A 26768-nucleotide genomic window follows, 5' to 3' on the forward strand; every position below is an offset into this window, starting at 1 on the left:
ACTAGTGATATTGGCTATGAGGCGAGAACATTGGCAGATACGTGGAGAAAGGGGAGGGGGATGTTCCTCCCTTCTGCCTCTACCTGATTCGAGGACTACGCTAACCCCCACCGCCCGCGCTTCGCGCTCCTCCCGTCCCCAAGGGGGCGGGCAGTTCATGGCGATTTCACCTTGAAAGCCGTGTCAGGGTGATGAGGTCATCTCAAAAAGTTCTATGAACTTTCCGACGTTTCTATCCTCTGTTCTATATCCTGGACATGGGGGTGAAACGGCTTTCCATCGGGTATCGCCTCTCGGGGGAGGGTTCGGGAGGAGGTGTCCCCCTCCCGGCAAAGGGGTTTTGGAACAACCTCAATGAGCCGTCACAAGTCGCACCTGTAGTGCTCCCACTTCTATCCATCGGGTCGTCGCGCCCCGATTTCGCAAAAAAAGAATTAAATAAACCGGGGCTTCCGTGAGAGAAGCTTCGGCGTATAGAGCTGCCGGAAGGGCTTTCCGGCGGTCTCCAGCTTCACCGCCTGGATGAGTTCGCTCTCGGTCATCGACTCCTTGTAGGGTTTCTTCTTCGCCGAAAGTCTCCGGATGGTGACCATGAGCCGGCCGGTCTCGGCCTCCTGGTCGCCGATCACCGCGACGTAGGGCACCCAGTCCATCCCGGCCTCGCGGACCTTCTTGTTCACGCTCTCGTCCCGGTCGTCGACATCCGCCCGGATGCCGGTCGCGTTCAGGCGGGCGCCGATCTCTTCCGCGAAACAGACGTGCCGCTCCGCCACCGGCACCAGCCTGACCTGGGTCGGGGCGAGCCAGGTCGGGAACGAGGGGACCTCCTGGGTCGCGGTGTTCTCGAGCATCGCGCAGATCACCCGCTCGATCGAGCCCGTCGGCGAGCAGTGGAGGATCGGCGGGTGAACCTCCGTCCCGTCAGGGGCGTAGTATTTGATGTCGAACCGGTCGGCGCTCTCCACATCGATCTGGACGGTCGGGTTCTCGATCGGCCTGCCCTGCGCATCGATCGCTGCGAGATCGGCTTTAGCGATCCAGTAGTGAGTCCGCTCCGAGAGGACCTCGACCAGCATCGGGACGCCCGACTTCGCGACGATCCCCTTCACCCAGAGTTCGTACTGCTCAAAGAAGTCCCGGGTGCACCGGAATATCCCGACGAGCGGTGTCTCGAGATCCTCGCCGCTCTTCCAGCCTATCGCAAGCTGCTCCTCGAACGCCGTGAGCGCGCCGTCCACGTCCCGGCAGAGGGTGTGCATATCGGGCATCGTGAAGGCGCGGAGGCGCTTTAATCCGATAACCTCGCCCTTCTGCTCGTGGCGGAACGAGTAGGTCGAGAGTTCGTAGAGTTTCATCGGGAGGGTGTTCGGGGATATGTGCATATCGTGCATGATCGAGAACATCCCGAAACACGCCGCAAACCGGAGCATCATGTCGCGGTTGCCGCTCTTGAACCGGTACTGCCGTTCCCCGAACTTGGCGGCGTGCTCCGAGATTGCCCGGTCGCCGAGGTCGTACATCACCGGGGTCTCGACCGGCATCCCGCCGTACTCGAGCACCTGGGAGAGGACGTAGTCGGAGAGGAGGTCCCGGATCAGTTTCCCCCGGGGCATCCAGCGGTGATGCCCGACGTCGGAGCGCGGCTCATACTCCACGAGTTCCTTCGCGCGCATCAGATCGACGTGCGCCGGCTCGCCCCCTTCCGGCCCTGGATATCCGAGTTCTTTGCGGATCAGCGAGGCAAAAGGAGTGTTCTCCTTAGCGTAATCGGCCGCGTCTTTGCGGTCCCCCTCAGGGGTGACGACGAAGAACTCGTGCTCGATCTCCTTCTTCGGTGCGGCCGCTCCTTCGCCGGGCACAATCGTCCGGGAGAGTTCCGAGAGCGGGTGGCCCTTGCAGGAGAGCGAGAAGGCCTTGTACCAGCCGAACGGCGCCCGCTTCACGACAACGTCGTCTATACCGGCGAGAGTTTCCTGGATGCCCTTAAGAACGCTCACCGCCGCATCCGGCGATGCAAGGTCGGAGGAGAGGTGGGCATAGGGGTAGATCATGATATTGGTAGTGCCGAGCTGCCGGGCGGTAGTGATGATCTCGTCCGCCGCCTGCCTGACGGCATCCTCGATGTTCTCCTCGTCGACAGACTCAACCGCGCAGAAGACGGCAAGCGCCTCGTCGAGTGCGTCCTTTGGGACCGCGTCCTCTTCGGCGACCTTCGTCTTCTTCCGGGCCTCGTATTCGATATGATCAGAGTGGATCAGAAGAAGTCGCATTGGTATCCCCAGTTGAATCGTTCAATATCTGTTTTCCTGCTATATAGTGCATGACGCTCGGCGGGCGGGGGGCACGTCCCCCGGGCCGCCGCTCTTGCCGGATTCCCGGCATCACTCCTGTGCGCGGCGCGCGTTCTCGTGGTAGCGGGAGAGGGTCGCCTGCCGCTGGTCCATGTATTTCGCGTCCTGCTTCATGTTGTACGGGCGCGCAGCGCGATCAGTCCGGTAGAAGACCAGTTGCCCGATCGGCATCCCCGCGTAGACCTTGACCGGCCGGGAGTTCACGTTGCACATCTCGAGCGTTATCGTCCCCCGGAACCCCGCGTCGATCCAGCCCCCTGTCTGGTGGAGCTCGACCCCGAGGCGCGCGATGCTGCTCTTCCCCTCGATGCTCGCCACGACGTCGTCGGGGAGCTCGATCGACTCGAGCGTCTCGGCGAGGAGGAACCGGCCCGGTGTAAGGACGATCGAGTCGGCCACCGTCTCCTCGGTCTCTCTGCAGACGGTCTCTCTGTCGTAGGGGTCGATCACGGTCTCTCCCGGGACGTACCAGACAAAGTGCGAACCGAGCCTGATATCCAGGGAATTTGGCTGGATCAGGGAAGGTTCGAAGGGGTCTACCCGGATATGCCCGCGCCTGATCCGATCCTCTATCTGCCAGTCGACAAGAATCATTCTAGTAGATCTCTCCCGCAACCTATTCTTTGTTTTCGAGATGCCACTCCGTCCGGCGCATCAACCCGTGAAGGGTGCTCGCCTCGCGGATGGTCAGTTTCGTCCGGCCGAGTATGCGGCGGATGAGCGTCATCGTATTCTCCTGCTTGAAGTCCGGGTGGTCGATCCGGTCGAGGAAGGCGCTGATGTGCCGGTAGAGCGAATCCATCTCGACCTGCCCCGCGAGCGGGTAGGTCCCGCGCGGCAGGTTCGCAAGCTCGTAGCAGAGGATGCCCACCGCGTGGGAGAGGTTGAGGATGGGATAGATCTCCGAGGTCGGGATGGTGCAGATGAGGTTCGCCCGCTTCAGTTCGGTGTTCGCGAGCCCCCAGTTCTCCCGCCCGAAGAGGATCGCGACCGTCCCGTCGATATCGCCGACGATCTCCCTGACCTCCGCCGGCGCGTAGTAAGGCATCCGCATCGGGGTGCAGACCGATTTGCTCACCTCGCCGGTCGTCGCGACGACGAAGTCGAACTCCCGGTAGACCTCCTCGACCGTCATCCGCCGGGCGCCGTCGAGAACGTCGCGGGCGTGGGAGGCGCGCATGGTCGCGTCGTCGCCGAGCGTGCAGGGGTTGACGAGAACCAGCCGGGTGAACCCGAAGTTCTTCATCACCCGGGCGGTAAACCCGACGTTTCCCTCGTAGAGGGGTTCGACCAGGACGATCGAGATCTCAGGCATGCCTCATTGTACCGCCCGGACCGTCGCCCGGAGTACGTCGATCCCTTCCTCGTAGACCGCGTTCCCCACGACGATCGTGTCGGCATAGCGGCCCATCTCCGTCGCCTGCTCGGCCGAACGGATCCCGCCGCCGTAGTAGAGGACGGCGTGCTCGATCGCCTCGGACGCCGCCTGCACGATTGCGGGATCCCCGTAGGTTCCGCTGTACTCGATGTAGACGATGGGGAACCGGAAGTAGCGGTCCGCGACCTGTGCGAACGCGGCTACGTCCTCCCCCGAGAGGCTGCAGTCCGCCCCCGTCACCCGACCGACGGCCGAGTTCGGGTTGAGGACGATGTAGGCCTCGGGCACCACCATCTCCCAGTCGATACTGCTCGCCTGGCGCAGCCAGGCGTAGTGCTTCCCGACGACCCAGCGGACGTCGTTCGTGTTCAACACGCTCGGCACGAAGAGGTGGTCGATCCCGTTATCAAAGATGGCGCAGTCGGGGCTCGCCGGTTCCACCACCAGCGGCAGCCCGTAGGAGGAGACCAGATCCAGGAGTTCATGAAGATTCTCCCGCGTCACGTTCAGCGTGCCCGAGAGCATCAGGGCGTCGGTTCCGCTCGTCGCGATCTCCTCGACGGCTCCCTCAGGGAGGCGTTTATCAGGGTCAAGTTTCGTTACGTGTGCCCAGGTCTTCCAGTTCGCGTGCATGGTGTCACTTCAGGTGGCCGATGTAGTCGCGGAGTCTGGCCTTCGGGATGCCGGTGATGGTAGCGATCTCATCGGGATTGGCATCACGGAGCGTAGCGGCGTCATAGATGCCTGCAAGGTAGAGCCTGTCCACGGTCGCCTCGCCGAGCCCGGGGATCTCAAGGAGTTCTTTGCGCCCGCGCTCGAAGACTGCCTTTGAGATCTTCTGGGGGGCAGGGCGACCGAGGTGCCTGCAGACCAGATCCACATGTTTATGTACGGTTTCCGGGTTAATGCCGGTTTTGCTTGCAAGGTAGGGGATGGGGAGGTAGCAGAGGTCGTCGGGACTCGAGACGCCGCCTGCCTGGTACTTCTTCAGGCTGACCGCGGGAACCCCGGCCTCCCGGAGGGCGCGCTCGTTGCAGAGCCCGCGGGCCGCGTCCAGGAGTTCGGTTCCGGTGGTCTCCGGTATCCCGGCCTTCTTGATCGCCGCAACGTCGGCGAGCGAGAGCGCGTGGATATCGCCGATCCCCTGTTCGAGGAGGTTCTTGATGATCTTCGCGTGGCTCCGGCCCTTCCTCGGGGGCACGATCTTGCGGACGAACTTCCTGAGTTCCGAACGGCGGCGGAGAACCTCGAGCGCATCTTCTGCCTCTCTCGCGAGTTGTGCTGCCTCTTTCGTCTCGGTGTCGACGGTTTTCGCGAGTTCTTCAGGCTGCATGCCCGCGATCTCGGAGACCGTGTAGATGTGATGCGCGTGCAGGCGGTGCATGAGGTCGTCGGTCATCGAGGGCATCATCCGGAGCGCCTCGACGTTCGAGGCGATATGGCTGCAGAGCGGGCAGCCGATGTCCCACGGGCGGGAGCCTTTCCGGATCAGGCGGACGTGGGAGAGGTTGTGCTCTCCGCAGGTCGCTTCGACCCGGATTGCCTTGCCCCAGGTGCTGCCGGGCAGGCTGATGTTGAACCTGCACTCGGGGTAGCCGGTGCAGCCGATGAACTGGGAGACGCCGATGTGCCGGATCCGGAGATCGTGGCCGCAGGCCGGGCAGGGGCCGACGGTATGCTCCTCGGCGGTCTGCTCCATGATCTCGGTGCCGATCTCCGACTTATGCGCCTCGAGTTTGTCGAAGACCCGATGAAGCATCTCGCGGGACTCGGTGACGACGTCGTCGCGGGAGCGCCGGCTCTGCTTGATGAGCTGCATGTGCTCCTCGAGCGTCCGGGTCATCTCCGGCTCCGTGATCGTCTCGGCGTGGTTGTCGAGCGCGTCGATGACCGCCCGGCCGACGAGGGTCGGGCGAAGCGGGTTGCCTTCCACGTAGCGGCGGGAGACGAGTTTGCCGATCACCTCGTGCCGGGTACTCTTCGTGCCGAGGCCGAGTTCCTCCATCACCTGGATGAGCCGGCTCTGGGAGTAGCGCGCCGGCGGCTGCGTCTCCTTCTCCTCGAGGCTCACCTCCCTGATCGGCAGCCTCTCACCCGGGGCGAGCACCGGGAGGATGTTCTCCTTCGCCTCCGAGTAGGGGTAGACCCGGCGCCACCCGGCGTAGAGGAGCCTGCCGCCCGTGGCCTTGTAGGACTCGCCGGACGCGTCGAAGGTGCATCGCGTGGTCGTCCAGTTCGCGTCGGGGGAGAGGGTCGCGAGGAACCTCCGCACGACGAGTTCGTAGACCTTCCACCGGTCCTGCCCGAGAGCCTCCCGGGTCGCGGAGCCCGTCGGGTGGATCGGCGGGTGGTCGGTGCTCTCCTTCTTGCCCCGGGTCGGGACGGGCCGCCGGTTCTGCTGCACCCAGGCGACGTCCTTATCAAAGATTCCTCCTTTGAGGGTGTTGAGGATCGCGTCCAGGTTCAGCGATTTCGGGTAGACCGTGTTGTCGGTCCTCGGGTAGGAGATGTACCCGTTCATGTAGAGGTCTTCGGCGATCCGCATCGCGTTCGCCGCCGAAAGGCCCAGGCGGCTCGCCGCGACGATGAACGTCGTGGTGTCGAACGGCGTCGGTGCCCGGTCGACTTTCTGCCCCTCTTTCACGTCCGTGACGATGAGCGGCTCCTTCGTCCCCGCCTCCGCGGCGAGGGCCGTATCGTGGTCGGTGAACCGCCCGGCGGTGTGCCGCGCCTCGATCGCTACACCGTCCTTCTCGGTTTCGAGTGAGAGCATCCAGTAGGTCTGGGGGACGAAACTCTCGATCTCGCGCTCCCGGTCAACGATCATGGCGAGTGTCGGGCTCTGGACGCGGCCGACGGAGAGGATATTCGTGCCGCCCCGGCGTGCCGCGAGGCTGATGAACCGGGTCAGCGACGCCCCCCACATAAGGTCGACCGCCTGGCGGGCCTCGCCGGCAGCCGCGAGGTCGAAGTCGAGGTCGGTCAGGTTCTCGAACGCGGAGCGGATCTCCGCCGGGGTTATCGCGGAGAACCGGGCCCGGTTGATCCTGACGCCGGGGTTCACCGCACGGACGAGTTCGTAGGCCTCCTTCCCGATCAGTTCTCCTTCCGTATCGTAATCGGTCGCAATGGTGACGAGGTCCGCCTTCTTCGAGAGTTTCTGGATGAGGTTTACGATCTTCTTCTCGGTCGGCTTCTTGACGATACCCGCGTCGATGAGGCTTCGCGGTGTATGGGTCTCGCTTCGCCAGTTCGTGTAGCCCGGCTCGAAATCCACCTCCACCACGTGCCCTTTGAGGCCGACCACCGTCTTTGTGTCGAAGGAGTAGGTGGATACGCTTCCGTCCTTCGTCGCTCTCACCTTCTCGCTGCCGGCGAGGATCTGCGCGATCCGGTTTGCCGAGATGTTCTTCTCTGCGATGATCAGATGCACTGCGGATTACACCCCGCCTGTATCAATGTACCCGGATACGATGCGGCCGAGTTCCCGCGGGTCTGCCCGTCCGCGGGTCTCTTTCATCACCTGCCCCACGAGGAAGTTCAGGGCTCCCTTCTTGCCGGCCCGGTAGTCCTCCACGGCCTGGGGGTTCGCGGCGACCACTTTCTCAACGACCTGCGTGAACTCGTCTCCCGCGGCCCTGGCGAGCCCCTCGCGCTCCACGATTGCGGCGGGAGGCTCGCAGGGCTTGCCGGCGGCGCAGGCATCGAGCATCTCCCGCAGAACCTTGACGCCGGCCGCATCGGTGATCGTCTCCGACCGCAGAAGCGCGAGGAGTTCCGCGATGCGTTCGGCCGGGACGGCGGCGATGCTCATCTCGCGGTAGTTGAGTTCTCCAAGGAGCGTGTCGGCCACCCATGTGGCGGCGAGGGCGGGGTCGACGTGAGCGACCTCCTCGTAGAAGTCGGCGAGCTTCGGGTCGCCGGTCAGCGTCCGGGCATGGTTGAGCGATATGCCGTACTGCGCCGTGAACCGGTTCTTCCGGGCGACAGGCAGTTCAGGAAGGTCGATTGCCGCGACCCAGTCTGCGACCCGGAGCGGCGGGAGATCCGGGTCGGGGAAGTAGCGGTAGTCGTGCGCCTCCTCCTTGCTGCGGGCGGAGGTGGTGATCCCGCGCCCTTCCATGAAGTGCCGGGTCTCTCGCGCCACTTTCTGGCCGCGCCGGAGCAGGTTCTTCTGCCGGGTCATCTCGAAGGTGAGGGCTTTCTCGACGCCCTTGTAGGAGGAGATGTTCTTGACCTCGACCCGTTCGGAGCCCTCAATCGATATGTTTGCATCCACGCGGAGGCCGCCCTCCCGCTCGCCGTCGAAGACGCCGAGATACTCGAGGATCGTCCGGAGTTTGTTGAGGAACCGGCGCGCCTCCTGTGGTGAGCGCATGTCCGGTTCGGTGACGATCTCAAGGAGGGGGATACCCGATCGGTTGTAGTCGACGAGCGAGTACTTCGACCCGCCCGCGACGTGGATGAGCCTTCCGGGGTCTTCTTCGAGGTGCGCCCGGGTGATCCGGACGATCTTCTCGTGTCCCTCGTCGTCCTCGATCTCGATCGTCCCCTCTACCGCGAGCGGTTTATCGCTCTGGGTGATCTGGTAGGCCTTTGCAAGATCGGGGTAGAAGTAGTTCTTCCGGGCGAACTCCGACTCTTCCGGGACCTTCATATCGAGGGCTTTTGCCACCTTCAGGCCGTACTCGACCGCTCTTCGGTTCAGGCGCGGGAGCGCGCCGGGAAGGCCGAGACAGACCGGACAGCAGTGGGTGTTCGGCTCGTCGTCGCGGTAGTCGGTCGAGCACCCGCAGAAGAGTTTTGTCGCGGTCGAGAGCTGGACGTGGATCTCGAGCCCGACGATCGTCTTCATGCCCTCACCTCCTGCTCGTAGGCAAACGCGACATCGACGACGCGCTCGTCCTCGAACTGTCTTCCCATGATCTGGAGGCCCACGGGGAGTCCGTCCACCCTGCCGCACGGGACGGATATCGCCGGGATCCCGGCGAGGTTCGCAGGCGCCGTGAGGATGTCCGAGAGGTACATCGAGATCGGGTCGGTCTTCTCGCCGAGACGGAAGGCGACCGTCGGCATCGTCGGACCGGCGATGATGTCTACCTCGCGGAGCGCCCGCTCGAAGTCCTCCCGGATCTTCCGGCGGGCTACCTGCGCCTTCGCGTAGTACCGGCCGGCGTAACCGGCCGAGAGGGCGAAGGTCCCGAGCATGATCCGGCGCCGGACCTCGGCGCCGAACAACTCCAGCCGCAGGTCCTGGTAGGCTTCGTGCCAGGATTTCCTGGTATCGACCGCCGGGCCGTAGCGGACGCCGTCGAACCTCGCGAGGTTTGAGGAGGCTTCGCTCGTGCAGATGACGTAGTAGGCCGCGAGCGCGTGCCGCATTCCGGGGATGCTCACCGGGACGGTCTCGGCCCCGAGCCCTTCGAGGACTCCGATGGCGTCGCGGACCCTCTCTCCAACACGGGGGTCGACGCCTTCGCCGAAGTACTCCTCCGGTATCCCGACCCGGAGCCCTTTGACCTCGGCTACAGGCCGGTGGTCGTACGGGCGGTCGAGCATCGTCGAGTCGCGGGGGTCGTAGTGCGCGATCACCGACATCAGCCTTGAGGCGTCCTCGACCGTCCGCGCCATCGACCCGACCTGTTCGAGGGAGTTTGCGTAGGCGATGAGACCGTAGCGGGAGACGCGGCCGTAGGTAGGTTTGAGCCCCACGATCCCGCAGAACGCCGCGGGGCAGCGGATCGAGCCGCCGGTATCGGTGCCGAGCGCCATCGGGACGAGGCCCGCGGCGACGGCGGCGGCGCTCCCGCCGGACGAACCGCCGGGCACCCGCTCCGGGTCTGCCGGGTTTCTGGTGGGGCCGAACGCGCTCGTCTCGGTGGTGGAGCCCATCCCGAACTCATCCATGTTGGTCTTGCCGACGATCGCGGCTCCTGCCTGCCGGAGGAGTTCCACGACGTGGGCGTCGTACGGCGGGACGTAGCCCTCGAGGATCTTCGATCCGCAGGTGGTCCGTATCCCCGCCGTGGAGATGTTGTCCTTGACCGCGACGGCGGTGCCGGCGAGCGTCCCGTCAGAGAACGGCGCCTGGCGGCAGGTGGTGATGAAGGCGTTGTACCGGTCGTCCGGCGAGAAGTCGAGGGTTCCCGCCACTCACATCACCCTCGGTGCCTTGATAAATCCGTTCTCGGTCGACCCCGCGTTCGCGAGTGCCTCTTCCTGCGAGAGGCCTGGCCGGGGCTCATCTTCCCGGAAGACGTTGGTGATCCCGACGACCGGGGCGCTCTCGCCCTCGACGGTGTCGAGGACCTCGAAGTACTCGATAATCGCGTTGAACTGTTTGGTGAACTCCGGCACCTCGTCTCTCGATATGCCGATATCCGCAAGTTCTGCTATATGCTCAATATCGCTCTCAGTAATCATGTTCCGCCCTACTGATCTCCGTTAAGTACCCTTGTACCGACTTTTTATAACCATTGTCACGTGTGAGCCGTTGCATCGCTCTCCAGATCCCGCTCCCGTATTGCATCGCTTTCTTCTCTGCCCGGGCGATTTCGGCGGGAATGTGCCGCTCCGCGATCTCGCGCAGGGGGTGTTTTCTCACCCCGCCGCGCACCTTCTCCCCGGCCGGGATCGCTCGAGCGGCGCGCACCACCCTGACGTCGAGGTAGGGCATCGAGAAGTATGCCCCGTGAAGCGCCGCCACCGCCTGGTCCCGCGTTCTCTGGCGTCCATGGTCCGCGAGGTCCCGTTCGAGTTCCGCTACGAGGTCGGGGGAGGAGAGGTAGCGGGCGTAACCGCCGAAGAGCTCGTCCGCCCCCTGCCCGGCAAGGATCCGGGTATGGCCGCGCTCTTCCGCCCACGCGGCGACGAAGGAGAGGGTCGTCGCGATCGAAGCCTCGAGGGGGTTCGTCGGGTCGGGGATGACCCGGACGACCCGGGCGAGCGCCTCCGCGACCTCGTCCTCTGTCGGCGTGACGATCTCGAGGTCGAGCCCCATCGTCCGGGCGGCTGCGGCGGCCCGCCTGACGTCGTGCGACCCTTCGAGTCCCACGGCCACGCAGGGGAGGCGGGCGAGGTGGGCGATGAGGGCTGAATCCACGCCGCCGGAGAACGCAACGACGCCCTCGTCGCTCCGGAGACTGACCGCGGTGACGATCGCCTCCTCAAGCGTGCAGGGCGCCGGGTCGGGGGCTACCCGGGCAACCTCCCGCCCGTCGCAGCATATGGTTCCCGGCGGAACCGGGCCGGGCATGATCCCGAAGGTGTCGCGTGCGGTGCAGTCGCCGCAGGTGAGCAGGAACTCGCCGCCGCACCGGGTGAGGGTCTCCGGTCCCTCCGAGAGCATCCGCTCTACGTCGGTCGGCATAAGCCGCACCCCGTCGTGTTCGATCCAGCCCGTCAGGTTCATGGTCGGCATATTCCGTAATCCGGCAGTTGTCGCCGTGAGGCTCACGCGGTACGCGATCGCCTCAAAAAACGGATCCGTGTCAGTGTTTGCACTGTTGAACTATAAATGTGCGTACATTGGTCGGAGCGAAATGCGGGCGGTTTGGGGGGTTTCAGCCTGAATATCACCCCCGGGCGGATACGGCGACCCTGACCAGGCGCAGCGTCACCTCGGGCACGTGGCCTTGCCGCCTCGCTACGTGCTATCTATTGGGGTGGCAATACATTTGGTGTTATTTACTGTAGATATAATCACATATAGTTATATTTTTATTGTTGTTCGTATTATTCCCTCGTAGTCAGCCGTGGAGAGACTCGCCCGGCTGAAGAGGCGATGATGCATGTTGCATGGGAGAGGGAGCAATGAGAACACTGTCTCGCCGGTTATCGGCGTGATGCTGATGCTGGTCGTGACGTCAGGATCACGTTGCGGTATCGCTACGGGGAAGAGGCCGGTGCGTTCTGCGCCGGCCGCAGACCTTGAACCAGAAAACAATGGGGGCTGCGCATCCTTCCCGGTTGAAATCCGGGATTCCTGCGCGACGATATTATGAAGAATGCTATTAAGTTGCTATCCGGCATCCTGCTGGTATGCCTGCTCTGTGTCCCGGCAATGGCGGCATTGCCGGACGCGGACCGTATGGACGAACTGGGACAGCGCGCGGCACTGACCGCGATGGATCAGTTGAAATTCAGTAAAGGCGACCCGAACGTCCTCGTGTTGACCAACGCCGGTCGCGCCGTCGTGGACGGCCAGACGACCGAGCGAGCGATATCGGGGATCACGAAGGTGAGCGGCCTGCAGAACGGGGACAACACGCTCTGGCAGGTGAACCGGGCCGACTGGAAACCGCTCTGGTTCTACTTCTATAACAAAAAGTCCGGAAAGGCCGTCTACCTGGAACCGGATGTAGCCAGTTACACCAAAAGTCCGGCCGAACTGAAGGCGACGCCCATCCGCAAGACATTCTCGAAGGTCGTTGTCGTCACCGGCGACCTGGATAAGATGCTCGCCGACACCGGGGTAGGAAATGAAACCATGAAAAACCTGGGCGGGGACGCCTTCTCCCTGATCTCGATCGCCAACGCATGGGCGCACGGGGCGCCGTATGATCTCATGTCATGCGTCATGCTCCACAACCACTTCTGTCCCGGTGTATCCAGCGGATATCTGCTCGCAAAGTACGTCGAGCAGGAGATGCCGATCACCAACGATACTTCCTATGTGGTCATCTCCTGTCCCATGTGGTGCAAAGACGACGTATTCCCGATCCTCTGGGACCTTACCCCCGGAAAAGGCGGTCACTACATCTTCCCGCTCTCCGGGGAAGACGAGAAAGAACTGACGGAGGCGTACGGCACCCGCCCGGCAGGAATCTTCGTCCGCTGGGATAGTAAACAGAAGACCGGTCATGCGCTTGCCCTTGGCTTCCAGTTTGATTCGACGGCCTGGACCGGTCCTTCGTGGGGAGAGAAGCCCACACGGACCGTCGAGATGGTTGAGAATATCGGGAACCCCGGGGACTACGTCACGGTGATGGAGGAGTTCGAGGTGAACGAGCAGATGCTTGCCGACCTGAAGAATCCGGCCAACAATCCTTATGAGGTGGTCGGGATGCTGGGCGCGACCTGCGCATAGCCTCCCTCTTTTGTGAACAATGCGCCGGGCAGGGGTTCAGCCCCTGCTCGGGTTTAGATCTCCGAATGAGGCCTGGAAGTTGAAGATTTCGGCGGGTACATGTAGCGCGCCCTTAGAGCGGCCGTGGCATGCCCTTCAGGCCCTTTGTTACAAAAATATATCAGATATATTATTTTATGTTACTATTCAAAAGATATATGTTACCTGCCGTTCTATCCCCAACCGGCGGGCGGTGGCAAAACCTCCTGTTCGGCCCGGGCCGCGGAAGGGCCATGGCCACCTCACCGGGCTCCCGGAGCTCATCGTCGCCGCCTGCCGAACTGCCCTGCACGGCCGGCGGGGCAGAGGTGACTGAACATGAAGAGATGTATTCAATCCGAGAAAGGCGAGATCCTCCTCGACACCGACCGCGACGCCTGGCTCTACCTCGCGCCGCGGGGCGGTGACGCAGGCGGGGCATTCGGGCGCGGAAGGGATCTCTACCTGCACGAAGAGGAGGGGCTGCCGGACATCTACTACATCCATACCTGGTCGATGGAGCCCGGTGAAGACGAGCAGCTTCAGCCCATCTCCATCGTCTCCGCCGAGGAGTTTCTGGAGTCGCGGGGGCTCGTGCTTGCCGCATACCCGGAGCAGAGGGGGAGTTGGATACTGCGGTCGTACGGCTACGGCATCGCGGAAGAGTTCTGAACATGCCGGCGGGGGCACTACCCGATCGCCGACCTTTCGGGCTCCTGCGGGAGATCGCGGCGGCCGAACGGGATGCGATGGTGCATCCCGCCTGAATCGCCGCCAGCCTCTTTCTCCGGCGGGTGCCGTGCTCTGCTCTGATCCGACTCCTGTTTCGTTATTCTATTTTGGGCAAGGGGTCGGCCGGTATCGGCTGTTCGTGTTGGATATGCCTGCGAAACACCGATACGTATCTTAGTTTCATTCTCTTTATTTGCAGAACGCGAATAGATAGATAGACCGGTGAAAACCTCCATGCACGAATCAGCACTCGTCCGGTTCAGAAGCGAGATCCGGCACTTCTATATTGTTACTGTCGCGAACATCATCTTTGCCGCAGTTGTGATGGCGTTCGGCATCAGCGTGATCGTCGGAGAGGCGGTCTCGATGTACGAGACCTTCTCTACCGCGCTGTACGTACTCTATTCCCCGGTCGTCCTGTTTATCGCACTTGTTGCCGCCCTTACGGGCATTCGCTGGCTTCTCACCAGCGTCCGGGTCTTCGAAGGGGTCGAGGCGATCAAGGACGACCTGAACGGGATGGGAGGCGAGGTCCCGGACGAGGCTCTCACCCGTCTCATCGTAAGGATGCTCTCCCACTACCGCGATAACCGCGCAACCATCCGTACCATGATCCTGGTCTGCACGCTCGGCGGCGTCTGCTCGTTTCTCCTCGGGGTTGCCGTCAGCCTGGAGCACCTCTCTATCTCAGCGGACGGTATCTCCTTCACCATCAACAACTACCTGGTCATCCCGTTCATGCTCCTCACGCTCGGGGTCGCCCTCGTCAGCCTTGCCTCCTCGTACTACTTCTCCCGGTTCGCAAACGTCTGGGACGAGCGGCTCGACGAGATCGAGGAGTCCGAGGCCCTCCTGAAAGAAACGCTGGAGATGGATCGGCGATGAGCGGGCGCAGGACGGCGTTCGAGATCTACTGGGAGATCCTGGTCTTCTGCAGAACGCCGCAGTCGTTTACCGGCATCATCAACCGGTGCGACCTGAACTCGAAGACCGGGCAGGAGTATCTCCGGTTCCTCGTGGAAAAAGGGTATATCGTTGAAGTGGCCGAGGGGGATAAGACCCGGTACCTCGCCACCGAGAGGGCCGGGGAGTACACCGCGCTCTTCAGTTCGCTCTACCGCAAACTCTTCGATGCCCCTCCCCGGTTCAAACTATGAGGGCCGCCCGGGATCCCTTCACCGGCAGAGCGGCGTGAGTTTCTCGATCAGCCGCTCCACCTGCCGGACGGCCGTCCCGATGTAGGCGTCGGGGTCGAGGAGCGCATCGAGTTCCTCGCGGGTGACGAACGCCGTGACCTCCGGCCGCTCGCCGAGCACCTCGGCGAGGTCGCGGTCCTCGGCGAGGGCCTGCATGCTCGCCGTCCGCATCACCTCGTGGGCCTCCTGCCGGTTCATGCCCCGCCTCGTGAGGTCGATCATCACCGACTCGGCGAGATTCACGCCCCGGAGCATCATCAGGTTCTTCCGGATGTTTGCCTTGTTGAACTCGAGCCCTTCCATCACGCCGATCATCACGTTCAGGATGTGGTCGGCGAGCACCGACGCCTCGGGGAAGAGCACCCGCTCGGGGGAGGAGTTCGTCAGGTCGCGCTCGTCCCAGAGGACGTTGTTCTGCAGGGCGGGTTCGACCGCGGAGCGGACGATCCGCGCAAGGCCGCAGACCTGCTCGCTCTTGATCGGGTTTCTCTTGTGGGGCATCGTGCTCGAACCCACCTGCTTCTTCCCGAACGCCTCCGCGAGCTCCCCGATCTCGGAACGCTGCATCAGCCGGAGTTCAAGGCCGATCTTATCGAGCGTCGTCGCGATGTTTGCGAGGAGCATGAAGTACTCCGCGTAGCGGTCCCGTGCGATGATCTGGTTAGAGACGTCCACGGCCTGGATCCCGAGGAACTCCATCATCGTCTCCTGTATCTCGATACCGGCATCTCCGAGGGCCGCCTGGGTGCCTACGGCGCCGGTGAGCTGCCCAACGACGACCCGCGGGCGCATCTGGCGGAGCCGCTCGATGTGGCGGGAGACCTCGCTCGCCCAGATCGCGAACCGGAGGCCGTAGGTCGTCGGGACGCCGATCTGCCCGTGGGTGCGGCCGGCGCAGACCAGAGTCTTCGTCTCGGCGCTCCGGGCGAGAAGCACGCAGAGGAGTCTCCCGAGTTTCTCCTCGATGAGTGCGAGGCTATCCCGGACCTGCAGGGCGGTCGCCGTATCCAGGATGTCGTTCGAGGTCGCGCCGTAGTGGATCCACCGCCCGGCGTCGCCGCAGACCTCGGTGACGGCCTTGACGATCGCCATCATATCGTGGTTGATCTCGGCCTCGATCTCCTTCGCCCGCTCGAGGCGGGCCTCGGGTGCGGAGGCTGCGATCATCTCCGCATCCTCGCGGGGGATCATCCCGTGCGCCGCCTCGGCACGGGCCAGCGCCACTTCGGCCGTGACGATCGCCCGGAAGCGGTTCTCCTCACTCCAGACGGCACGCATCTCCGGGGTGCCGTACCGGTAGTCGATGGGATGGATTGCCATAATGGAGAAGTGTTGGTATTCTCGCTACAAAAAGGGGGTTGCCGCCCCTCTCCCCGCGGCGCGGGGCCCGGCGTCATATCCACTCTTTCTTCCTGAAGTAGAGGAGCATCGCGACCGCGACACCCAGCATGAGGATGAGGACAAGAGGATATCCAAGCGGCGAGTCTTCGAGCGGTATGTTCCTGAGATTCATCCCGTAAAACCCGGTGATGAAACTCAGGGGGATGAAGATGCTCGCGACGATGGTGAGGATCGTCGTGATCTCGGCGAGTCTGTTGTTCTGGTTCGAGGTATGGAGGTCCATCACGCCGGAGAGCGTATCCCGGGTATACTCCGCAACCTCTGCTGCCTGGATGCACCGTTCGTATATATCCCGGAAATACGGGATCGTCTCCTTCCGAACAAGGCTCAACTCCCGGCTCGCGAGCGACCCGAGAACCTCGCGTGCCGGCACGGCCGCTCTCCGGATGGTCAGGAGATCCTCTTTGAGTTCGTAGATCTGCTTTAAGGCAAGCGGGTCCGCGGAAGCCAGAACCCTGCCCTGGAGGTCTTCCACCCGGTCGTCGACCGCGTCGAGGATGGCGAGGTAGGCGCTCACGATGGCGTCGAGGAGCGTGTACGCGAGGAAATCCGGTCCCGCTCCCCGGATGACGCTCAGCTCGTTCCTGAGCCGTTCCCTGACCTGTTCGAAGACCCGGAATGGCTGCTCCCGGAACGTTATGACGTAGTTCTCCCCGAAGATCAGGCTGACCTGCTCGCTTGCAACCCTGCCGCCTATCTCCGAGAGCATCCTCGCGATGACGGCGACGTAGCTCCCGAACTCCTCCACCTTCGGCCGCTGGTCCGGGGCCGTGATATCTCCCATCGTGAGGGGGTGGATCCCCGCCTGTCTGCCGAGGATCACGAGTTCGTCGCGCTCCGGCACCCCGACGACGTCGATCCAGGTGACCGTCTCCCGGCCGATCCACGACCAGGCCTCGGTGAGTTCGATGCACTCGTGCTCCTCGATGCGGTCCTGCGTGTAGTCGATCACCCGGATCGAGAGTATCCCACAGGTTTTTTCCGGCTGCATCACCACCTCCGGCCTGCCCGCTCCCCGGGGAAGAGGCGGGTACACCTCGCCGGTCCCGGGGAATCGCCCGGCGAGCCGCCCGGCAGGAGTCGTGGACACCATCCCGGGGAAGGGGCATTCATCCCAAGGTATAAAACATCACTGCCGGGCCGATCATGCGTCTTTTACCGGCCCGCCGCCGTAGGAGATGGATCTACTCGGTCGCGACGGCGGTTCCCGCGCCGACGATCCCGTAGGCGACCAGGATGCAGTTGGCGTCGATCCGGACTCGAAGGGGAATGACGCCGATAACGACGACCATTAAGGTGGATGCCGTTCTCCGAAACGAGTAGCGTTCCCGCTCGCCCCTGCTGTCGCCGGCGCCCACGGGCTTCGACGCAACGGGAGATACTGGTATCCGGCTATGAGCGGGGGTGCCGGCCGAGGTTCAGATCCACCCTTTCTTCCTGAAGTAGAGGAGCATCGCGGCCGCGACGGCCGCCATGGAGGCGAGGGCGGCCGGATAGCCCCAGGGATGGCTGATCTCCGGCATGTAGGCGAAGTTCATGCCGTAGACCCCGGCGATGAAGGTGAGCGGGATGAAGATGGTGGCGATGACGGTGAGGACCTTCATGATCTCGTTCATCCGGCTGCTCTGGCTCGAGAGATAGACGTCGAGCGTCCCGGATACCATATCCCGGTAGGTCTCCACCGTCTCGGCGACCTCTATGGTGTGGTCGTAGACGTCCCGGAAGTAGACGAGCGTCGCTTCATCGATCAGGGGCGATTCGCCCCGTTCGAGTTGTGCAACCGCTTCGCGGAGCGGCCATACCGAGCGCCGGAGCGCGATTAAGGAGCGTTTTAACGCATATATCACCTGCAGCGTCCCGCGGTCGGGGTCCGCCACCACCTCCTCCTCGACAATCTCGATACGCTCCCCGAGTTCCTCGATCCTGGCAAAGTAGCCGTCGACGATCGCGTCCAGAAGAGCGTGGAAGAGGTAGTCCGGCCCGACGCTTCGGAGCCGGCCGGCTCCCGCACGCAGGCGCTCCCGGATACGCTCGAAGACGTCGCCCGGCTGCTCCTGGAAGGATACGACGTAACCCCTCCCGAGCACCAGGCTGACCTGCTCGCTCTTGGACTCGCCGTCGCCGGGAGCGAGCATCCGGACCGCGACGTAGAGGTAATCGCCGTAATCCTCGATCTTCGGCCGCTGGCGGGCGTTTGCGATGTCCTCCAGGGTCAGGGGGTGAATCCCGACGGCATCCCCGACCGCCTGGATCACCCCGGCATCGTGGACGCCGTCGACGTCGATCCAGGTGACTCCCTGGGGGAGGATGGCGATCTGGATCTCCCCCGGCAGGGTGTACGTTCGCTCATCGAAGCGGACCTCATCGTAGTCGATGACCGTGGCGGTGACCGGTCGTGAGCGGGAAACGTCCGTCTCGGTAATGCTTCCGCTCGATCCCCGGCTCTGGTCGTCGCGCGGGCTCATGGAAGGTAGGATTAATTCCGGTTCAGATGAATCTGCCGAAAAAGAGTGGGTTTGTGTTTCACCTTTTTGCTGCCGCCAGCTCATCCTCTCTCTTCGCCTTCGCGGCGGCGCGGCCGATCAGGATCACCACGATCACCGCGATGATCGTCACGACGATGGCATACACTAACATGGCAACGAGCGTGCTCTGTTCCCCGAATATGAGGGCAAAAAGTTCCTGAATGGCGCCGTTCCATGCGAGAGCGGCGACCAGACCAAATGCGGCCGTGACGAGGGCCGCTATCTTGTCGATGACCTCTGTTTTGAAAGACATATGGTTCCTCAGTCGGGAGGTGTACGGTAAATGATATAATACTTTCGCCGTGCGGGATTCTCCGGCCTCCGTCAGGCTTTTGAGTCTCCCTTAGGGGCTCTTATGGGAAACAGGGCCGGATATGCGCGCCGCGAAACGTTCCCGGCAGGGTCGCCGTAGATCCGGCATCACCCTCTCCCCGGCCTTCCTCGCCTTCACTTTCGCCCCGGGCACCCAAACTACATTGACGTACGACGTCGAACTGTATGCAATGGATAGCCTCGACGACTGGTTCCCGTACCGGGAGTACCGGCCTCATCAGCGGGAGATGCTTGAATTGGCCGCATCCATCGCCCGCGACGGCGGCATCGCCATGATCGATGCGCCGACCGGGAGCGGCAAGTCGAGCGTGGCCTCCGCGCTCCTCGCGGAGAGCCGGGGCCGGAAAGTGCTCGTCGCCGTCCGGACCATCAGCCAGCTTGCGACGTTCATGCGCGAGCTCGAGCTCATCCGGAAGAAGCGCGGCAATCTCAAGTTCGCCTACCTCATCGGCAAGTCCAGCATGTGCCCGCTCGGCGGCGAAGGTGACATCTACCGGCGGTGCGAGGGCGTCAAGTCCTTCTCGACGGCCCTGATGCGGGAGCGGGCGCAGAAGGGGTCGCTTGTCCCGGCGAACGATCGCCAGATCAAACAGCAGATCCGGAAGATGGACCCGGAACACCCGCTCATCTGCCCCTACTTCATCCACGGCAAATCCTTCGTGGAGCCCGAGGACGGGGGATTGAAGATGATCCCGTCGGCGGCCCTGCGCGTCAGGGCCGAGCGGGTGAGCACCGAACTGATCTGGCCCGACCAACTCGCCGGGTTCTGCGGCGACATCTGCCCTTACGATACGATGATGCACGCCGCCCGGGACGCCGACGTGGTGCTCGTGAACTTCTACCACCTCTTCGACGATATCATCCGGGAACAGATCTACCAGTCGCTCGGGATCGAGGGGCACGACGCCATGCTGCTCATCGACGAGGCCCATAACTGCGGCGACGTCGTCCAGAGCATCGAGAGCGTGACGATCGAGGAGCGCGATATCGTGCAGGCCGGCCATGAACTCTCCGGACGCCGCCGGTCGCCGCAGGCGGACGCCATCGTCCAGATCCTGCCGCAGATCACCCGGTTCATGGAGGCGCTCAAAGGTTCGCACGAGGTCGAGGACTGGTTCGACCCCGCGATCTTCCAGCGAATGATCCTCTCCGGGACGCTCTACCGGAACGTGGAGGAGATCGTGGACGACCTCCTCAAGATCAGCGAGGGGATCCGCGAGAAGAACATGCAGGCGGGCGAGTTCCGGGAGAGCGCGATCGAGCGGCTGACCGAGTTCTTCTACCGGATCTTCCGATCCGCCGCCGACCCGGCCTACCTCACGGTCTACCGCAAAGAGGAGGACGGGGCGGTGGCGCTCGAGGTCCGAAACATCGACCCGAGCACCAAACTCCAGGAGATCGCCCGGGCGCACGCCTGCTGCGTCCTGATCTCGGGGACGCTCTCGCCGATCGAGAGTTACCGCCGCTACTACTTCGGCGACCTTCCCGTCACGACGATCTCGCTCCCGAACTCCTTCCCCCCGGAGAACCGCCGCATCTTTTGCGCAACCGACATCACCACCGCCTACTCGATGCGCCGGGACAGAGAGAACCTCGCACGGACCGAGGACTACATCACGACGTTTGCCCGCCTCCCCGGGAACCTCGCGATCTATTTCCCCTCCTACGACCTCCTGAACACCTTCGCGGATCGCTGCGCTCCCCGGATCAGAAAGAAGCAGATCTACATCGAGTCCAAGGATACCGCGGCCTCGGCCGCGATGCTCCGGGAGTTCATGGCCCTCCCCGGAACCGGCCGCTCGGGCATCCTCTTTGCGGTCTGCGGCGGCAAGTGGAGCGAGGGCCTGGACTACCGCGGCGAGATGCTCTCGGGTGCGCTCGTCATCGGCCTCCCGCTCGCGCCGTTCAACCGCGTCAGGAGGATGGTCATCGACTACTTCCGGATGAAGTTCGGCGAGGAGGGGGAGTTCATCAGTTACACTCTCCCGGCGGTCAACCGCGCCCTGCAGGCGCTCGGCCGGGTGCTCCGGACGCCCGAGGACAGGGGTATGCTCGTCCTCGGCGAGAAAAGGTTCCTGGAACGCCGGGTTCATGCGGGGCTGCCGCCGTGGATGCAGGAGGAGATGACGACATGCACCGTCGAAGCGTTCCGAAAGGAGGCCGAGAGATGGCGATCCTGAACGGGTCGTGCCGGCTGGACCTCTGGTACGTCCACGTCGCATGGCAGGACGATCTCGTCTACCGGGTGCGGTTCGCGCGTGAAGGCATTGCAGGATCGGTGCCGGAAGAGATCCTGCGCTACTGTGCCGGGCGACCGGCGGACCTCTCCTCGCTCAGGAGCATCGCGACCGAGGGTGAAACGACGTTTGCGAAGATCTACCGTGCCGTCCGGGCAATCCCCTGCGGGGAGACCGTCACCTACGGCGAGGTCGCCCGGATGGTCGGGACCGCGCCCCGGGCGGTCGGGGCGGCGATGGCGCGGAACCCGACCCCGATCGTGGTGCCCTGCCACCGGGTCGTCGCGAAAGCCGGCATAGGCGGATTTTCCCCCGATCTCGCCATCAAAGAGACCCTGCTTGCCCTGGAACGCAGGGGAGATGTCTGCACCCTGGAAAAGAGAGGAGTTAACAGGTAACTCCGTCATAATATAGTGAAATGAAGATCGTGGTCCTGGGTGCCGGGGCGGTCGGGCTGACCGTTGCCGCAAAGTTGTCCCGCGTCGCGGACGTTCATGCCGTAGCGAGGACGCGGCACGCGGATGCAGTGCAGGAGCGGGGCTTTCTGATGACCGGCATATGGGGAGAGGGCGCATACCGGTTCAGCTGCTCCGAGGAACTCCCCGACGCATGGCGGGATGCCGACTACTACATCGTCGCCGCAAAGTCCACCGACACGGAGGCGATCTGCCGTCAGTTCGCCGACGCCATCGGGGGACACGAGGTGGTGAGCCTCCAGAACGGCATCGGAAACGAGGAGATCATCGCGCGGTTCACCGACCGGGTCATCGGGGCCATGATCATCACCGGGTTCGAGTGGCGAGGCGATGCCTCAGTCCACGTCTCCGTGGAGGCGGCGCCCATGAAACTCGGGCGGTTCCCGTCCGGTACGGACGCCGCGGTCGAAGACCTCGCCGCCCTCATCCGGGAAGCCGGTATCCGGGCGGAGGTGACCGCCGGCATCAGGACGGATGTCTGGAGCAAGACCCTCTACAACTGCGCGCTAAACCCGCTCGGCGCCCTCATGAACGTCCCTTACGGCGCGCTCGTCGATCCGCACGCATGGGCGGTCGTCACCGCGATTGTGGAGGAGGCTTACCGGGTGGCGGAAGCAGAAGGTGTCTCCCTCCCCTGGGAGACGGCGGAGGCGTACCTCGAGTATCTCCGGACGGCGCAGCTCCCCGCGACGGCCGCCCACCACTCGTCGATGCTCCAGGATATCGCCGGCGGGAGGAAGACCGAGATCGACTTCATGAACGGTGCGGTGGCGGCACTCGCCGAAAGGCACGGCATCGGGGCGCCTTACAACACCTGCATCGCCGAACTGATCCGCTTCCGGGAGCGGCTCTGACGGCCGGGAGAGAGGAGCATGCGATCTGCGATAGTCCTTGTCGGCGGAGCGGCACGCCGTGCCGGGGGACGGGAGAAGTACTTCTTCACGTTCCGGGGCAAGACCTTCATCGACCGCCTTATCGACGCCCTGGAGGAGGCGGTCGACGAGATCGTGGTCGTTGCGCGGGATCCCGGGCAGTGCGAGCGGTTCGGCCATATCGGGAATATCAGGTGCATAGCGGACGTCCGGCAAGGTCTCGGCCCCATCGGCGGCCTGCACGCGGGGGCGCTCGCGGTGCACGGCGAGTACGTCTTCGTTGCCGCCTGCGACATGCCCTGCATCAATCCGGGAGTGGTTCGGCTGCTATTCGACACCGCAGTCGGCTGCGATGCCGCCATCCCCAGCTGGAACGCCGATATGCTCGAACCGCTCCACGCGGTCTACCGGAGGAGCGCACTGCTCGATTACCTGGAGGAGCACGAGTCGCTCTCGCTCCGGGCGATGATCTGGAGTCTCGATACCCGCTACGTGCCTGTAGAAAAGATTCGCGAGATCGATCCCAACCTGCTGACGTTTACGAATATCAACAATCTTGAAGACCTGGAGTCGATCGATCCCGCGGCAGGACGCGACACCGACGACCTGCGTGGCCCTTGCTGAACGTCGTCACGCCGATCTTCGCACGGAACCCCGACCCGTAACCGGACGGGAGACCGCCCGGCTTGCCGTATCTCTGCGAGCATTCCCCGTTCAAGAACCTCCTTTTCTCGTGCCCGAGCGGTGAGTTCCCGAATCCGGCTCAGTACTTTGCTAACATGGTTGGAGCAGTCCACCCGGAGGATCAACCATCGAGGCTTCTCAAACTCCATTCTTGATGGAACGTCGCGGCTCGAAACTTGATGGCTTCTCATGCTCGCTACACTCGCACTTCGCACCTAACGGTGCTCAAGCACCTGTCCTACGGGCAGTCGCACTTCGCGGCTTCGCGCTCTTCGCGTGAGATTTCGGTACTGCTCCCGCCGTCACCTCACGCGAAGGCGCGAAGAACGCGAAGTCCGGTGTCGGGTGCCGAAATTAGTGAAGTACTGAGACTCTCCCGGTTCCTCAAAAAGTTCTACCGGCCCTCCCGAAACCGTGGCAACCTCCGGCCGTCCCTGATCGGGGTCGTTCAGGACCCGCCGAACCGTCCCGGGAGCCGGAGGCGGTACATCGCCCGAAAGAATTATATACTATCTCCGAGAAGTCAGGCCGTGATGTCATCGGGGGAAGTGACTTCATCCAGTTCTACCGCCAGGGTTCCGGCCGGTTCCGGAATAATGCGTTCCGGGCGTGCGATCCGGGGAAATCGAGCCGGACGTATAGCGACACCGCTCCTTCTCTTCTGCTGTCTTGTTGCAGCCCTGTGCGGGGTTGTCTCCGCCGACGAAGGGGAGTATGTTCCCGTCTGGAGCCTGGGGGCAAGCGGCCCGGTCAGTTCCGTGGCGGTCACGCACGACGGTTCCACGATCGTTGCCTCTGCGGGTTCGATGGTATACCTTCTCGACCGGCAGGGCAACGTCCTCTGGCAGAACTCCGCCGGCTCCCGTGTGAACGGCGTTGGGATATCGCCCGAAGGATCGTGGATCGGCGTTGCTGCGGACAAACTTTACCTCTACAACCGGGACGGAGACCTGCTCTGGACGGTGAAGACCTCTTTTGTCTACCGGAGCGTGGATCTCTCGTCGAACGGGATGTATGTCGCCGCCGGCTGCGACAACGGCGCGGTCTACATCTTTGATCGGAACAAGAAGCAGCTCTGGGACTACGATATGGGAACCGACAGTTACGGTCTCGCGATATCGGAGAACGGCCGCAGGATCGCGATCGGCTGCGATAACCAGGGGGTCTACCTCCTCAACAGCAGGGAAGGAGAGTCCTGGAGTTACGGAACCGGCAGACTGGTGAGGGGGATTGACCTCACCCCCGACGGGCGGTTCGTGGCGGCCGGGTCGGTCGACCGGTGCCTCTATCTCTCCACGGGGGAGGGCGAACACCTCTGGAAATACCCCGTGGGCGATGCCGTTTCCTCGACGGCCCTGACGAACGAGGCTGACAGGATCTTCGCTGCAGCCGGCAAGACGATCCACGTCATCGACCGCACGGGAGCCGAGGTCCAGAAGATCGGCCTTGGCGGCCGCGCGGAGTCCGTCGCGGTGACCCCCGAAGGTTCGTTCCTCGTCGTCGGGGGCGGCGAGGGCGATCGCTCAATCCGTCTCTTCGCAAACGATCCGGACCTGGTCGAGGCCTGGAATCCGCCGGAGGCCGTTATCAACGAGACCGAACAGCCGGAAGAGGGGACGGCCGGCGTGACCGTCTCCCCGGCACCCGGGAACACCAGCACGGATACGGGGGCGGAAGTGGGCGCCGCGGCCCGGGAAGAAGTCCCGATAACGTCAAGGGTATCCGGGTGGGTGGAGAACATCATCTCCCTCCTCTTTAAACCCCAGGAAGACTTCCTGGCCTGACCCACTCTTTTCGGGCAGGATGGGCGGACTAGATCCGGCGCCTGCTTCCGCTCGCGTCGCGCGCGTAATGCCCGAACTCGCTATCGAGCAGGGTGTCGCCGGAGAAGACGGGACCGTCCCTGCAGACCCGCAGGCCGTGCGGGTCGGTGCAGCACGAACCGCAGAGGCCGACGCCGCACTTCATGTAGCGGTGGAGGGAGAAGAGTCCCCGCTCGGCACACCCTTCCCGGTCGAGGACGGCGAGCACCGCCGCCATCATCACCTCGGGACCGCAGACGCAGATGCGGTCGAAGTCGGCGAGATCCACCCTTGAGATGAGCTCCGTCACGAACCCGTGGTGGCCGGCGGTGCCGTCGTCGGTCGCGACCATCATCAGCGTCACCGCATCGCGTATACGGTCGGCGAAGAGGAGTTCGGAGGCCGTCCTGGCGCCGAGGAGGAAGGTGTCGACCAGCCCGGCCGTGACAAGCGGCAGGAGCGGAGAGGCCCCGACGCCGCCGCCGACGGCAAGCGTTCTTCCGGAGACGGCAAAACCGTTTCCGTAAGGGCCCCTGACACCGATTCGGTCGCCCTCGTGCATCGCAAAGAGAGCGGCGGTCGCGTCGCCGACCTTCTGGACGGTGATCGAGGATGGGGAGGAGAGGGCCATCGGCACCTCGTCCACGCCCGGCACCCAGACCATCACGAACTGACCCGGCCGCGCTGCAATCTCGCGGTCGAAGACGAACGTCCTGATTGACGGCGTCTCCTCGACGATCTCCGTTATCGTGACCCCGGCGGGCATCTGCTCATGCATGGGCGCACCCCACGATCTCGCCCGCATCGATGCCGTCAGGGCTATAGAGGTCGTCTGCAATCGCGGCAAAGATACCGACGTCGTCGATGACCGCGCTCCCGATCTCGACGGCGCTCGCACCCGCCATCATCATCTCGACGACGTTGTCGGCGGTGGAGACCCCGCCGCACCCGACGATCGGGATGGAGCACGCCTCGTAGAGGTCGTAGACACACCGGACCGCGACGGGGAAGATGGCTTTCCCCGAGAGCCCGCCGAACCGGTTCCCGAGCACCGGCCGGCGGAGCGCCGTCGATATCCGCATCGCTTTCACGGTGTTGACCGCGACGATCGCGTCCGCCCCGCCGCGCTCCGCCGCCGCTCCGATCTCGGCGATATCGGCGACGTTCGGGGTGAGTTTCACCCAGGTCGGAACCCCGAGGGAGGCTACCGCCCGGGTACACTCCTCCACGAGAGCCGGGTCGCTCCCGATGGCCGCCCCGTAGCCCTCTGCGTGGGGGCAGGAGAGGTTCAGTTCGAGCCCGGAGGCCGTCCCGGCGAACCACCCGGCGACCGTCCGGAACTCCTCCGGCGTCCCGCCGAAGATGCTCACGATCACCGGATCGCCCGTGAGAGCGGTCAGCTCGTCCACAAACGCGGCCGAGGGGTTCGGCAGGCCCATGGCGTTGATGATGCCGCCGTCGACCACGACCAGACAGGGGCCGGGATGCCCTTCTTTCGGGCTCGGGCCGATGGATTTCGTGACCACACCGCCCGCTCCGTTCGCGAGGATACGTGCGAGCGACGCCCCGGTGGTACCGAGGATGCCGGCCGCGAGCAGCAGGTGGTTCCTCAACCGGATGCCGCCGACCTCGATGGGGCCTGGATAAAGCGCAACCATTGAAAAAAGGTGGGAGC

At 63.7% G+C, this 26768-nt stretch carries 25 protein-coding genes; 9 read left to right on the forward strand and 16 right to left on the reverse strand.

All coding sequences use genetic code 11. From position 1 onward, the window contains the following. Positions 1-434: 434 nt before the first annotated feature. The 9 genes from L21_RS04570 to L21_RS04610 form a co-directional block, all read right to left on the reverse strand. Complete coding sequence (locus L21_RS04570; RefSeq protein ID WP_074369320.1) at positions 435-2270, reverse strand: threonine--tRNA ligase; 1836 nt, start codon at positions 2268-2270, stop codon at positions 435-437. Positions 2271-2381: 111 nt separating this feature from the next. Further along, the gene (gene dcd, locus L21_RS04575; protein ID WP_074369321.1) at positions 2382-2945 is read right to left on the reverse strand and encodes a dCTP deaminase; all 564 of its coding nucleotides are present in this window, start codon (positions 2943-2945) and stop codon (positions 2382-2384) included. A 22-nt stretch (positions 2946-2967) separates the two neighbouring features. Then, the gene (locus L21_RS04580) at positions 2968-3666 is read right to left on the reverse strand and encodes an RNA methyltransferase (RefSeq protein WP_074369322.1); all 699 of its coding nucleotides are present in this window, start codon (positions 3664-3666) and stop codon (positions 2968-2970) included. A gap of 3 nt (positions 3667-3669) precedes the next feature. Continuing rightward, the gene (locus tag L21_RS04585; RefSeq protein WP_074369323.1) at positions 3670-4362 is read right to left on the reverse strand and encodes a phosphoglycerol geranylgeranyltransferase; all 693 of its coding nucleotides are present in this window, start codon (positions 4360-4362) and stop codon (positions 3670-3672) included. Between the two features lie 4 nt (positions 4363-4366). Beyond that, positions 4367-7162, reverse strand: coding sequence for a DNA topoisomerase I (locus L21_RS04590; protein ID WP_074369324.1), 2796 nt, complete (start codon positions 7160-7162; stop codon positions 4367-4369). A gap of 6 nt (positions 7163-7168) precedes the next feature. Beyond that, a complete protein-coding gene (gene gatB, locus L21_RS04595; RefSeq protein ID WP_074369325.1) occupies positions 7169-8584 on the reverse strand; it encodes an Asp-tRNA(Asn)/Glu-tRNA(Gln) amidotransferase subunit GatB in 1416 nt (471 codons plus the stop codon). After that, positions 8581-9882, reverse strand: coding sequence for an Asp-tRNA(Asn)/Glu-tRNA(Gln) amidotransferase subunit GatA (gene gatA / locus L21_RS04600; protein WP_074369326.1), 1302 nt, complete (start codon positions 9880-9882; stop codon positions 8581-8583). The genes gatB and gatA overlap by 4 nt, the downstream gene beginning before the upstream one ends. After that, entirely contained in the window at positions 9883-10152 is a 270-nt protein-coding gene (gene gatC, locus L21_RS04605) for an Asp-tRNA(Asn)/Glu-tRNA(Gln) amidotransferase subunit GatC (RefSeq protein WP_074369327.1), read from the reverse strand. Beyond that, positions 10142-11149: an asparagine synthase C-terminal domain-containing protein gene (locus L21_RS04610; RefSeq protein ID WP_074369328.1), complete on the reverse strand. Its 1008-nt coding sequence runs from the start codon at positions 11147-11149 to the stop codon at positions 10142-10144. The genes gatC and L21_RS04610 overlap by 11 nt, the downstream gene beginning before the upstream one ends. Before the next feature lie 579 nt (positions 11150-11728). On the opposite strand from L21_RS04610, the gene L21_RS04615 reads away from it, so the two are divergent. The 4 genes from L21_RS04615 to L21_RS04630 all read left to right on the forward strand — a co-directional run bounded on the left by L21_RS04615 (position 11729) and on the right by L21_RS04630 (position 14724). Continuing rightward, positions 11729-12817, forward strand: a complete 1089-nt coding sequence (locus L21_RS04615; protein WP_074369329.1) for an FmdE family protein — start codon at positions 11729-11731, stop codon at positions 12815-12817. A gap of 357 nt (positions 12818-13174) precedes the next feature. Next, the gene (locus tag L21_RS04620) at positions 13175-13507 is read left to right on the forward strand and encodes a hypothetical protein (RefSeq protein WP_074369330.1); all 333 of its coding nucleotides are present in this window, start codon (positions 13175-13177) and stop codon (positions 13505-13507) included. A gap of 294 nt (positions 13508-13801) precedes the next feature. Then, positions 13802-14452: a hypothetical protein gene (locus tag L21_RS04625; RefSeq protein ID WP_143727210.1), complete on the forward strand. Its 651-nt coding sequence runs from the start codon at positions 13802-13804 to the stop codon at positions 14450-14452. After that, complete coding sequence (locus tag L21_RS04630) at positions 14449-14724, forward strand: winged helix-turn-helix domain-containing protein (protein ID WP_074369332.1); 276 nt, start codon at positions 14449-14451, stop codon at positions 14722-14724. The genes L21_RS04625 and L21_RS04630 overlap by 4 nt, the downstream gene beginning before the upstream one ends. An 18-nt stretch (positions 14725-14742) precedes the next feature. Here the strand turns inward: L21_RS04630 and purB are convergent, their stop codons facing one another. From purB to L21_RS04650, 5 genes are all read right to left on the reverse strand, one after another. After that, positions 14743-16083, reverse strand: a complete 1341-nt coding sequence (purB, locus tag L21_RS04635) for an adenylosuccinate lyase (RefSeq protein ID WP_074369333.1) — start codon at positions 16081-16083, stop codon at positions 14743-14745. 73 nt (positions 16084-16156) lie between these two features. Beyond that, positions 16157-17257, reverse strand: coding sequence for a magnesium/cobalt transporter CorA (gene corA, locus L21_RS04640; protein WP_256712317.1), 1101 nt, complete (start codon positions 17255-17257; stop codon positions 16157-16159). A gap of 91 nt (positions 17258-17348) precedes the next feature. Continuing rightward, complete coding sequence (locus L21_RS14070) at positions 17349-17522, reverse strand: hypothetical protein (RefSeq protein ID WP_178377683.1); 174 nt, start codon at positions 17520-17522, stop codon at positions 17349-17351. A gap of 60 nt (positions 17523-17582) precedes the next feature. Next, positions 17583-18629 carry a magnesium/cobalt transporter CorA gene (gene corA / locus L21_RS04645; RefSeq protein ID WP_074369334.1) on the reverse strand — a complete coding sequence of 349 codons (1047 nt, stop codon included), beginning with the start codon at positions 18627-18629 and terminating at the stop codon, positions 17583-17585. Positions 18630-18687: 58 nt separating this feature from the next. Beyond that, positions 18688-18942, reverse strand: a complete 255-nt coding sequence (locus tag L21_RS04650) for a DUF5654 family protein (RefSeq protein ID WP_074369335.1) — start codon at positions 18940-18942, stop codon at positions 18688-18690. Between the two features lie 250 nt (positions 18943-19192). Here L21_RS04650 and L21_RS04655 point away from each other — a divergent pair, with 250 nt between their 5' ends. From L21_RS04655 to L21_RS04675, 5 genes are all read left to right on the forward strand, one after another. Then, a complete protein-coding gene (locus L21_RS04655; protein WP_074369336.1) occupies positions 19193-21202 on the forward strand; it encodes an ATP-dependent DNA helicase in 2010 nt (669 codons plus the stop codon). After that, on the forward strand, positions 21190-21657 hold the full coding sequence (locus tag L21_RS04660) for a methylated-DNA--[protein]-cysteine S-methyltransferase (protein ID WP_074369337.1): 468 nt from the start codon (positions 21190-21192) through the stop codon (positions 21655-21657). The genes L21_RS04655 and L21_RS04660 overlap by 13 nt, the downstream gene beginning before the upstream one ends. 20 nt (positions 21658-21677) lie before the next feature. Continuing rightward, a complete protein-coding gene (locus L21_RS04665; RefSeq protein ID WP_074369338.1) occupies positions 21678-22589 on the forward strand; it encodes a ketopantoate reductase family protein in 912 nt (303 codons plus the stop codon). A gap of 18 nt (positions 22590-22607) precedes the next feature. After that, on the forward strand, positions 22608-23231 hold the full coding sequence (mobA, locus tag L21_RS04670) for a molybdenum cofactor guanylyltransferase (protein ID WP_074369339.1): 624 nt from the start codon (positions 22608-22610) through the stop codon (positions 23229-23231). 593 nt (positions 23232-23824) lie between these two features. After that, positions 23825-25075 carry a WD40 repeat domain-containing protein gene (locus tag L21_RS04675; protein ID WP_074369340.1) on the forward strand — a complete coding sequence of 417 codons (1251 nt, stop codon included), beginning with the start codon at positions 23825-23827 and terminating at the stop codon, positions 25073-25075. A 28-nt stretch (positions 25076-25103) separates the two neighbouring features. Here the strand turns inward: L21_RS04675 and L21_RS04680 are convergent, their stop codons facing one another. Beyond that, complete coding sequence (locus tag L21_RS04680; RefSeq protein WP_074369341.1) at positions 25104-25871, reverse strand: dihydroorotate dehydrogenase electron transfer subunit; 768 nt, start codon at positions 25869-25871, stop codon at positions 25104-25106. Continuing rightward, a complete protein-coding gene (locus tag L21_RS04685; RefSeq protein ID WP_074369342.1) occupies positions 25864-26751 on the reverse strand; it encodes a dihydroorotate dehydrogenase in 888 nt (295 codons plus the stop codon). Before L21_RS04685 ends, L21_RS04680 begins: the two co-directional genes overlap by 8 nt. Between the last annotated feature and the right edge of the window lie 17 nt (positions 26752-26768).

This window comes from Methanoculleus chikugoensis (assembly GCF_900095385.1).
Lineage (GTDB): Archaea > Halobacteriota > Methanomicrobia > Methanomicrobiales > Methanoculleaceae > Methanoculleus > Methanoculleus chikugoensis_A.

Coding starts and splice junctions, on each gene's coding strand:
- L21_RS04585 (WP_074369323.1), bottom strand. CDS start 4,362: ATGCACGCGAACTGGAAGACCTGGGCACACGTAACGAAACTTGACCCT.
- L21_RS04630 (WP_074369332.1), top strand. CDS start 14,449: ATGAGCGGGCGCAGGACGGCGTTCGAGATCTACTGGGAGATCCTGGTC.
- L21_RS04615 (WP_074369329.1), top strand. CDS start 11,729: ATGAAGAATGCTATTAAGTTGCTATCCGGCATCCTGCTGGTATGCCTG.
- corA (WP_074369334.1), bottom strand. CDS start 18,629: ATGAGCCCGCGCGACGACCAGAGCCGGGGATCGAGCGGAAGCATTACC.
- L21_RS04665 (WP_074369338.1), top strand. CDS start 21,678: ATGAAGATCGTGGTCCTGGGTGCCGGGGCGGTCGGGCTGACCGTTGCC.
- gatC (WP_074369327.1), bottom strand. CDS start 10,152: ATGATTACTGAGAGCGATATTGAGCATATAGCAGAACTTGCGGATATC.
- L21_RS04570 (WP_074369320.1), bottom strand. CDS start 2,270: ATGCGACTTCTTCTGATCCACTCTGATCATATCGAATACGAGGCCCGG.
- L21_RS04680 (WP_074369341.1), bottom strand. CDS start 25,871: ATGCATGAGCAGATGCCCGCCGGGGTCACGATAACGGAGATCGTCGAG.
- purB (WP_074369333.1), bottom strand. CDS start 16,083: ATGGCAATCCATCCCATCGACTACCGGTACGGCACCCCGGAGATGCGT.
- L21_RS04650 (WP_074369335.1), bottom strand. CDS start 18,942: ATGTCTTTCAAAACAGAGGTCATCGACAAGATAGCGGCCCTCGTCACG.
- L21_RS04580 (WP_074369322.1), bottom strand. CDS start 3,666: ATGCCTGAGATCTCGATCGTCCTGGTCGAACCCCTCTACGAGGGAAAC.
- L21_RS04625 (WP_143727210.1), top strand. CDS start 13,802: ATGCACGAATCAGCACTCGTCCGGTTCAGAAGCGAGATCCGGCACTTC.
- dcd (WP_074369321.1), bottom strand. CDS start 2,945: ATGATTCTTGTCGACTGGCAGATAGAGGATCGGATCAGGCGCGGGCAT.
- corA (WP_256712317.1), bottom strand. CDS start 17,257: ATGGTGTCCACGACTCCTGCCGGGCGGCTCGCCGGGCGATTCCCCGGG.
- L21_RS04610 (WP_074369328.1), bottom strand. CDS start 11,149: ATGCCGACCATGAACCTGACGGGCTGGATCGAACACGACGGGGTGCGG.
- L21_RS04655 (WP_074369336.1), top strand. CDS start 19,193: ATGGATAGCCTCGACGACTGGTTCCCGTACCGGGAGTACCGGCCTCAT.
- L21_RS04675 (WP_074369340.1), top strand. CDS start 23,825: ATGTCATCGGGGGAAGTGACTTCATCCAGTTCTACCGCCAGGGTTCCG.
- L21_RS04685 (WP_074369342.1), bottom strand. CDS start 26,751: ATGGTTGCGCTTTATCCAGGCCCCATCGAGGTCGGCGGCATCCGGTTG.
- L21_RS04660 (WP_074369337.1), top strand. CDS start 21,190: ATGGCGATCCTGAACGGGTCGTGCCGGCTGGACCTCTGGTACGTCCAC.
- gatB (WP_074369325.1), bottom strand. CDS start 8,584: ATGAAGACGATCGTCGGGCTCGAGATCCACGTCCAGCTCTCGACCGCG.
- L21_RS04620 (WP_074369330.1), top strand. CDS start 13,175: ATGAAGAGATGTATTCAATCCGAGAAAGGCGAGATCCTCCTCGACACC.
- mobA (WP_074369339.1), top strand. CDS start 22,608: ATGCGATCTGCGATAGTCCTTGTCGGCGGAGCGGCACGCCGTGCCGGG.